Below are 8,410 nucleotides of genomic sequence, written 5' to 3'. Positions count from 1 at the left end.
ATTGAAACGGTGCTTTCTCAAAGAACAAAAGATGAAAATACTGAAAAAGCTTCTAAATCACTTTTTTCTCATTACAAAAATGTTTTTGAGATTTCTAAATTAAATCCTCAGGACCTATACGATCTAATCAAGCCAGCAGGTATGTACAAACAGAAATCAGAAAGGATTATTAATATTTCTAAAATTTTAATTGAAAAGTATAATGGGGAAGTACCTGATGAATTAGAAGAGTTGATTAAGCTTCCAGGAGTGGGAAGAAAAACTGCCAATATAGTTTTGTACGTGTCTTTTGGTAAAGAAGCACTTGCAGTTGACACGCACGTACATAGAATTTCCAATAGACTCGGTTGGGTGAAAACAAAAACACCTGAAGAAACTGAAGTCCAATTGAGAAGAATTATTCCGCCTGAATTATGGGGACCTCTGAATGGTTCAATGGTAAATTTTGGTCAGAAGATTTGTAAGCCAATTTCTCCAAAGTGCATGGAATGTTTTTTGAATGAAATATGCCCCTCGAAGCGGGTATATAAAAACAAAAGCCGGTGAACTGATACCGGCTCTTATTTTTTTAAAATCAAACCTTACGGCATGATTATATTTCCTCTATTTTTACCTTTTTCTTTTTGATTTTTTGCAATGCCTGCTCTTTCTAGTTGGTTCAACAGTTCTGGGGGAGCTATACTGATATTACCTGCAGCTTCCTCTTCCTCAAGTAGCTGTTTCATTTTTTCCTGGTAATCTGCCATTCTTTTCCTTAAACTATCTAAGTCATTATCGATCCATTGTATTATTCCCTTTGAGATCTCTTCAATTCTTTCATCGCTCAAATCCATCTTATCTTCACTTAGTTCATTTAAAGCACTTAATTCTTCTTTTACAGATTCTTTGACCTTGTCTTCATCCAACAGGTCATTTTTCTTGATTAACCTCAAAGCCACATTTGTTCTAAATTTTAAATCTTCTAAAGAAATTTCTAAACTTTCCAAACGTATCATTAATGCTTGTAAAAGCTGATCCAAAGAAACTTGCATTCGAATGCCTCCTTAAAATTTGACTTTCCTTAATTAATTATACCATAAAATCTTTCAATTGAAAAATTCAGATTTCAAATCCCTTGTCATTAATTTGTAAATAGCCGTTTTAGGATCTACACCTTCGTATAGTACTTGATAGATTTTAGCAGCTATGGGCATTTCAATTTCCTTTTCTTTTGCATCATTATATACAGCTTTTGCAGTGTAAACTCCCTCTGCAACCATCATCATTTGTTCCAAAATTATTTTTAAAGTCATACCTTTTGAAAGCATTTCTCCAACGTACCGATTTCTGCTATGTGAGCTAGTACAAGTTACTACGAGATCTCCAATCCCTGCTAATCCCATGAACGTTTCTTTGTTTCCTCCATAATATGTTCCATACCTAATCATTTCAACCAATGAACGGGTGATTAAAGCAGCTTTTGTGTTATCCCATTTTCCAAATCCATCTATTATACCGGCACCTATTGCATATATATTTTTTATAGCACCGCTGATTTCTACCCCTATTAAGTCATTGTTAGTATATACTCTAAAAGTTTCATTGCTAAAAATTTCCTGTATATATTTGTTAACCTTACTGTCTCTACCTGCAACTACAACCGATGTGGGTACATCTTTTGCTACTTCTTCTGCATGACTGGGACCACTTAAGGTACAATAGTTAAACCCTGTTAGATATTCCTCAAAAATTTTACTCGGTATCTTTTGGCTTTTAATTTGCACACCTTTTGATAGGTTGACAAAAACGATATCTTTGTTTGTAAGAGAGGTTTTGTGAATTTGTCTTAATACTTCTGATATATGTTGAACGGGTATAGCTATAATTACAATTTGTGCATTCTTTAGGCTTTTATTTATATCCTCTTCAATATTTATTTCTTTTGAAGGGAGTTTTAGGGTAGATAGATACCGAGGATTACGCCCTTTTTTTATTTCTTGTAGGAGTTTTTTGTCTCTATCCCAAATTGTTACTTTTTGATTATTATCGACTAAATGCTTTGCGATAGCGGTTCCCCAACTACCAGCACCCAAAACCGTTATACGAGACATTAATTTTCTAGCTCCTTGGCGATTGTATTCACCGCTTCTTTCACAGCAGGAGTTCTATAAGCTTTTGCTATATCATCTAATTTTACTAACCAACCTTCTTTCATTTTGATGACATTAATAAAGTAACTTTGAATATACCCCTCGTCTTCAGAGAAAACCTTTACTAAATATTCTGAACCGTCTAATTTAGTGTATGTGTCTTTTATAACTATAGTTTTATTTTTATTAGATTTTTTAAATCCAGCCAGAGATTGTAATTTATCAAAATTCACTTTTTTGATTTTCTCATGAGGCAACTCGAAATCCCCTTCTAACAACCTTTTTATTGATTTTTTGCATCTTTTTTGTGCAATAAGTAAATACTTTTTTCTTCCTTCGTTTTCCCACTTTTTTTCGTATCTCGTTTTGAAAGGTAATTGGTTTATTTCGGAAATATTTTTTACTTCAAAACATCTGTTGTTTAAAAATTTTTCTTTAACAGCAGAAGCATACCAAAAAATGTCGGTTGTTAAAATTAATTCACCGTCTACTTCTAATACCGAGGATAAAGTGTCTATAAATTTCTCGTCAAAAAGACGGTTTTTTGCGTGCTTACTTTTTGGCCATGGACATGGAAAGTTAACTATTACTTTATTAATCGAGTTGTCAGAAAAAAACTCCCTAAGGGCAAATTTTGCATCTTCAAGTATTATTTGTACGTTATTTAAATTATCTTGAAAGATTTTCTTTTTTATTTTGTGACAAGAAGTTAGGGATGTTTCTATTCCAACATAGTTATAATTATTATTCTCTTTGGCTAAATTTACTAAAAACTCTCCACCGCCGAATCCAACTTCAACTATTAACTTATTGTTATTTCCAAAAATTTTATTCCATTCTATAGGGTAACTTTTTATGGCCATTGTGTTTACTTGATACATTTGTAAATAAGAATAAGATCTCAAAACTTCGTTACCTCCAAAAAAGGGGGTCATAATCGTATTGATTACAAAAATTCATCAATTACTCATTTACAGAAGAACTTTCTGGCGCCATTTCGCCTAAATATTTTTTAACCTTTAAATGTAGTTTTGATTTTTTCCTTGCTGCGTAATTTTTATGCACAGCACCGTGTGATTTTGCAGTGTCAATAATTTTAAAAGATTTGCTTAATAACTGCATCAATTCTTCCCTTTCGGCATTTTCCTGAATCTTCTTGTCTATTTCTTTAGAAATTTCCTTAATCCTTTTTTGATATCCACGATTTTTTTGTCTTCTTTTTTCTGATTGTCTAACCCTTTTTTCTGCCGATTTTTTATTTGGCAATTTTGAAATACCTCCTCAATTTTTGTTTTTTATTGTTTTTAGAAATTCTAAAACCTTGTGTTAGCGCCCCTTCGGTCCTATCTTCCCCTTCTAATGAAGGGACTTGGGGTCCCTAGCCGGGAAGGTGGGAGGGCTCCGCCCTGTGACCCTTTTAAAATCACAACCTTTTTTGAAAGTTAATTATTTCTAAAACCTGTTTTAGCACCCCTTTGCCCGTACGTTAAGGGGCAAGCCCCTTAAGATCCCCAAGTTCAAAATCATAGTTTTTTGCATAGATCCACGAAAAACATCATTTGCTTCGCAAATGAGAATTAGGATATTACTTCTAAAGCATTATGAAAAAGTTTTTTGCATAAAACGGCAAAAAAACATAGTTTGCATACTACAGCAAACTAAATTACAATCCTAATGATGCTTTCAATTCCTTAACTTTATCTAATCTTTCCCATGGAAATTCTACATCTTTTCTTCCAAAATGCCCGTAAGCGGCGGTTTCTTTGTAAATAGGTTGTAATAGATTTAAGTTACTAATTATCGCTGCTGGTCTAAAGTCAAATATTTCTTTTACAACTTTATATATCTTTTCTTCATCCACTTTCGCAGTACCTTTTGTGTCAATATTTATTGAAACGGGTTGAGCAACACCAATTGCGTAGGAAAGTTGAATTAAAACTTCATCTGCTGCACCACTTGCTACTAAATTTTTAGCTACGTATCTTGCCATATAAGTAGCGGATCTATCTACTTTGGTAGGATCCTTTCCTGAAAAAGCTCCTCCACCGTGTGGTGCCCAACCACCATATGTATCAACGATTATTTTCCTTCCAGTTAGTCCTGTATCAGCTTGAGGACCCCCTATAACAAATCTTCCTGTAGGATTGATAAGAATTTTTGTGTTCTTTGTAAAAAGGTTTTCCGGTATGACTGGAGTTATTACATATTTTTTTATTGCTTCTTCTAACTCTTGCCTTTCTATATCAGGCGAATGTTGGGTAGAAATAAGTACAGTTTCAACGCCCACCGGGTTATTATTTTCATCGTATTCTACTGTTACTTGAGTTTTACCATCTGGCCTTAAAAAATCTACGGTATTCGATTTTCGGACATCGGATAACCTCTTTGCAAGTCTGTGAGCTAAGAGAATGGGTAAAGGCATATAAGCATCCGTTTCGTTTGTCGCATATCCGAACATCATGCCCTGGTCTCCTGCTCCAATCTTTTCAAAAGGATCTTCTTCTTCTTTTGATTTAACTTCGAACGATCTGTCAACCCCCAAAGCTATATCAGGTGATTGTTCTTCAATAGAAGAAATTACAGCGCATGTTTCGCCATCAAATCCAAATTTAGCTCTGTTATAACCTATATCTAAAATAGTATTCCTGACAAGCGTCGGAACATCTATATATGCTGAAGTTCTAACTTCACCTGTTACTACAACTAGTCCCCTTGTTACCAAAGTTTCTACAGCACATCGGGCATTCATCTTATTTTCTTCGGGTTCTTTCTCCAGGATAGCATCAAGTATAGTATCAGAAATTTGGTCACAGATTTTATCAGGATGACCTTCTGTTACACTTTCACTGGTAAAGAGCATTTTTTTCACTTTTTAGCCTCCTTAATTTCTTCGAGTTTTTCGCAGATTTCAGATTATCTTTAGAATTATACGAGAAAAATTATACCAAAAAAATCACATTTCGCAAGTGAAGAAAACTCATACATTGTTAACTTTTAAAAATAAAATTAACATTTCTTATGGTTTTATGAATTTCAATTTATAAACTTTTTCGTTACCCCATATGTCTTCTAAAACGATTTCTCCATTTAAAGTCCTTGAAGTTTCATTAGAAAATGCTGAAAAGTCATTGATAACTATTGGAGATAAATAGTCATCAGAGTACATTTTCAGCCAATATATGGAAGATGTTGAACCATATCCAAATACAACATCAGCTTTGTATATATCGGACTCCTTGATTATGCTAAAATCCAATTTATAGGTTAAAATCCCATTGATATACATAGAAACTTTTTTAGGAAGAATAGTGGAGTTGTCCCCTAATTTCTCTCGTACTCTAATGTCTATCCGGGGATAGTTACCTGCGTATTCTACAACAGTTTCTCCATTTTCTGTAACTTCAAAATATTTATTATTGGATCTGATGCTCATTAATTCCAAAGATTTATCCCTTTGTTCCTGATATTCTAAAAACTCAAGTGGGTCATAAATGACCAATTCATCTTCGGATTGTTTCAAAACTTCAAAATGCAAGTGAGGAGCTATGGCTTCTCCTGTATCACCTGAATAAGCTATAACCTCATTTAGGTTTATTGGGATTTCTCCTTTTGGAAAAACAATTTCAATTCTTTGATTTCCAAACTCTTTTTGAACTAATTGAGAATATTTAGTTATTTTATCAGAGAAAACACTCAAATGGGCATATCCACTAATTAAATCAGAGTCTTCATGATATAAAAATATTGCATTGCCGTAAAGAGGATCGTTTAACCAAATCTTATAAAGAGAACCTTCAGCTGCCGCATAAACAGATTCTCCCTTTCTGTTAAAAGTAGAAAAGTCTACTCCTAAATGAAAATGCGGATCCACTCCTGTATCTCTGTATTCACCAAAAGATGCGGTTATGTATGAGTTTTTTATAGGTGGCTGAAATAGCTGAGAAATGGCAAAAATAGAAAATATTAGGATGTACAAAGAAATCAAAAAAGTTTTTTTCAAATTAATTCCCTCCAAAATTCTTATAACGTTATTTTTTTAATAATACTAGAAAACTACCCCTTCTTTCATCGGGGCAGTTTTTTATTTTTCTCTTTCTATTCATCTTTAGACGACTGTTCTTGAAAAAGTTTTATGTATTTTGAGGGTGCCATCATTTTTATGGCGTGTTTATAAACCAGCGATTGTTCACCGTTTTTTTCCAATAAAACAGTATAATCATCAAAAGACCTTACCACTCCGCTTGTTTGAAATCCCCCTTCTAAATAAATCTTTACTTCTATCTTATTAATCCTCAGGATGTTCAAAAATCGGTCTTGCAAATTGAATTTTTCTGCCATGTTATCACCCCTCATATCCAAAATTAAATATACTTTTTCTAGAAAGACTTGCTATAGCGCCCCTTCGCCCCGCTGCTCACCCACAAGGAATAAGGGATAAGGGATAAGGCTTTGCCCAGCTCCAGAACCATTAGATAATTTCACTTACTATTTGATCTACTACATCTTCTTGATTTGTTTTACTCAAATTGATCCACTTTGCAGATTCTATCTTACGAAAGTATATAATCTGTCTTCTGGCATAGTTTCGAGTGTTTACTTTTATCTGGTGAATCATTTCATTAAAATCGATTTTCCCATATAGATATTGTATCACTTCTTTATAACCTATGGTGTTTAAAGCGTTAAGAGTTGTAGGATACCCTGAAGACAAGAGATTTTGCACCTCTTCTATCAACCCTTCATCTATCATTTGGTGGACTCTTTTGTTTATCCTTTCATGTAATTCTTGCCTTTCTCTATCTAGTATGAATATTCGATAATCAAAAGTATTGTCGCTTTGCCTATTTTCTTTTACTATATCCCCCATTTTAATACCGGTTACAACATAAATCTCTATGGCCCGAATGATCCTTTTTAAATCGTTTGGATGTATCTTTTGGGCTCTTTGTGGATCCAAATCTACCAATATCTTTCTCAATACACCGGGATTATTTTTTTCTAATTTTCTTAAATAAGTCCTTAAACCATAGTCAGATTTTACATTCAAAAAACCTTTTCTCAGAGCATCGAGATATAAGCCTGTTCCTCCAACTAAAATGGGTATATTACCTCTATTTAGTACTTCACCGATTTTTTTTTCTGCTATTTTTTTATAGTCAAAAGCTGTAAAATGGGTACCTGGATCTATTGAGCCAAACAAATGATGTGGGATCATCTGTTTGGTTTCTTCATCAGGCATAGCGGTACCGATTATAAGATGGCTATAAATTTGTCTAGAGTCCATACAAATTATTTCACCATTAATTCTTCTGGCTATTTCTACGGATACTTTTGTTTTTCCGACAGCTGTAGGGCCCGCTATAACTAAAACTGTGTTCACTTTTCAATCACTCCGAAAAATACTCCACTTTTTTTACTTCCAATTTTTTTATCGAAGTCGTATAAATCCCACACACTGTCGTTAGAACGTGCTTTGATTACTACTTTTTTCCTAGCTATTTTAACCATCTTTTCTAAATCTTCTTGTGTAATTTTATCGTATCGAGCAAACTTCCTCAAAGGATTTATAGAGCTTGATTTGTACTGAGGATTCTCGAACATAGGATCACAATAAATGACATCATAACTTTCTTCTTTTTGCTCGTTTAGAAAAATTTTATAATCTGAATTGATCACTTCAATCTTTTTTGAAGCTTCTTTCATCCAATTTTCTTTATAATCGTAGTTTGTTATATTTTCTACAACAACTGCATAGATAGGAAAAGAAGCCTCTAAACCTACTATTTTTTTACAAAAATGAGACAACAACAAGGCATCGCTTCCAAGACCAAGGGTTAAATCAAGTATGATATCGTTTTTCTGTGGAGATACAGCGTTTATTAAATGATCAATCCCATTCTTTAAATAATTGTTCAATCTTATTTTGGAAACAGAAGGATGGAAAAATAATTTTCCATCCTCCCATTGAAAGTTTAGGGCTAGTTTCTTATCTATTACAAAATAAAAGTTTCCTTCGTCCATTCTAAGCTTATTTCTTTCTAGGTAGACACCACCATATTTGTTGGCTAATTGCAACGCTTTTTCTATTTGTTTTTTATTTGGCTTATGGGAAGTTGTAAAGATCCATTTGGTGGAATTCTTCACCATTTATTATAACTCCTTTTTCAGCTAATCGATTTTTTAAATCCAAAAGGATCTGATTTCTTTTTAGAATTTCATCATTCAGTTCTTCTTTTCGTTTTTCAATTTCATTGTACTGTTCTTTTAAATTGTAATATAAG

General features: G+C 33.2%; 10 protein-coding genes. 1 reads left to right on the top strand and 9 read right to left on the bottom strand.

Going from position 1 to position 8,410, the window contains the following annotated elements; all coding sequences use genetic code 11:
- The coding region (locus AA81_RS08705) for an endonuclease III domain-containing protein (protein WP_103898801.1) at window positions 1-546 on the top strand (546 nt) is incomplete at its 5' end.
- A gap of 35 nt (window positions 547-581) precedes the next feature.
- Here the strand turns inward: AA81_RS08705 and AA81_RS08700 are convergent.
- From AA81_RS08700 to AA81_RS08660, 9 genes are all read right to left on the bottom strand, one after another.
- Complete coding sequence (locus AA81_RS08700; RefSeq protein WP_103065932.1) at window positions 582-1,031, bottom strand: hypothetical protein; 450 nt, start codon at window positions 1,029-1,031, stop codon at window positions 582-584.
- 54 nt (window positions 1,032-1,085) lie between these two features.
- Window positions 1,086-2,090: an NAD(P)H-dependent glycerol-3-phosphate dehydrogenase gene (locus AA81_RS08695; protein WP_103898800.1), complete on the bottom strand. Its 1,005-nt coding sequence runs from the start codon at window positions 2,088-2,090 to the stop codon at window positions 1,086-1,088.
- Window positions 2,090-3,034, bottom strand: coding sequence for a tRNA (guanosine(46)-N7)-methyltransferase TrmB (trmB, locus tag AA81_RS08690; RefSeq protein ID WP_169999706.1), 945 nt, complete (start codon window positions 3,032-3,034; stop codon window positions 2,090-2,092). The genes AA81_RS08695 and trmB overlap by 1 nt, the downstream gene beginning before the upstream one ends.
- Before the next feature lie 58 nt (window positions 3,035-3,092).
- Entirely contained in the window at window positions 3,093-3,395 is a 303-nt protein-coding gene (rpsT, locus tag AA81_RS08685) for a 30S ribosomal protein S20 (RefSeq protein WP_103079539.1), read from the bottom strand.
- 397 nt (window positions 3,396-3,792) lie between these two features.
- Window positions 3,793-4,989, bottom strand: coding sequence for a methionine adenosyltransferase (gene metK, locus AA81_RS08680; RefSeq protein WP_146050371.1), 1,197 nt, complete (start codon window positions 4,987-4,989; stop codon window positions 3,793-3,795).
- A gap of 156 nt (window positions 4,990-5,145) precedes the next feature.
- Window positions 5,146-6,129 (bottom strand): M23 family metallopeptidase, encoded by a 984-nt coding sequence (locus tag AA81_RS08675; protein WP_169999704.1) that lies wholly within the window; start codon window positions 6,127-6,129, stop codon window positions 5,146-5,148.
- Window positions 6,130-6,224: 95 nt separating this feature from the next.
- Entirely contained in the window at window positions 6,225-6,467 is a 243-nt protein-coding gene (gene hfq / locus AA81_RS08670) for an RNA chaperone Hfq (RefSeq protein WP_103079536.1), read from the bottom strand.
- Window positions 6,468-6,597: 130 nt separating this feature from the next.
- Window positions 6,598-7,509: a tRNA (adenosine(37)-N6)-dimethylallyltransferase MiaA gene (miaA, locus tag AA81_RS08665; RefSeq protein ID WP_103898796.1), complete on the bottom strand. Its 912-nt coding sequence runs from the start codon at window positions 7,507-7,509 to the stop codon at window positions 6,598-6,600.
- The gene (locus AA81_RS08660) at window positions 7,506-8,276 is read right to left on the bottom strand and encodes a class I SAM-dependent methyltransferase (RefSeq protein ID WP_103898795.1); all 771 of its coding nucleotides are present in this window, start codon (window positions 8,274-8,276) and stop codon (window positions 7,506-7,508) included. Before AA81_RS08660 ends, miaA begins: the two co-directional genes overlap by 4 nt.
- Window positions 8,277-8,410: the final 134 nt, after the last annotated feature.

Source organism: Petrotoga halophila DSM 16923 (genome assembly GCF_002924615.1).
This window is presented reverse-complemented; position numbering and strand designations above follow the sequence as displayed.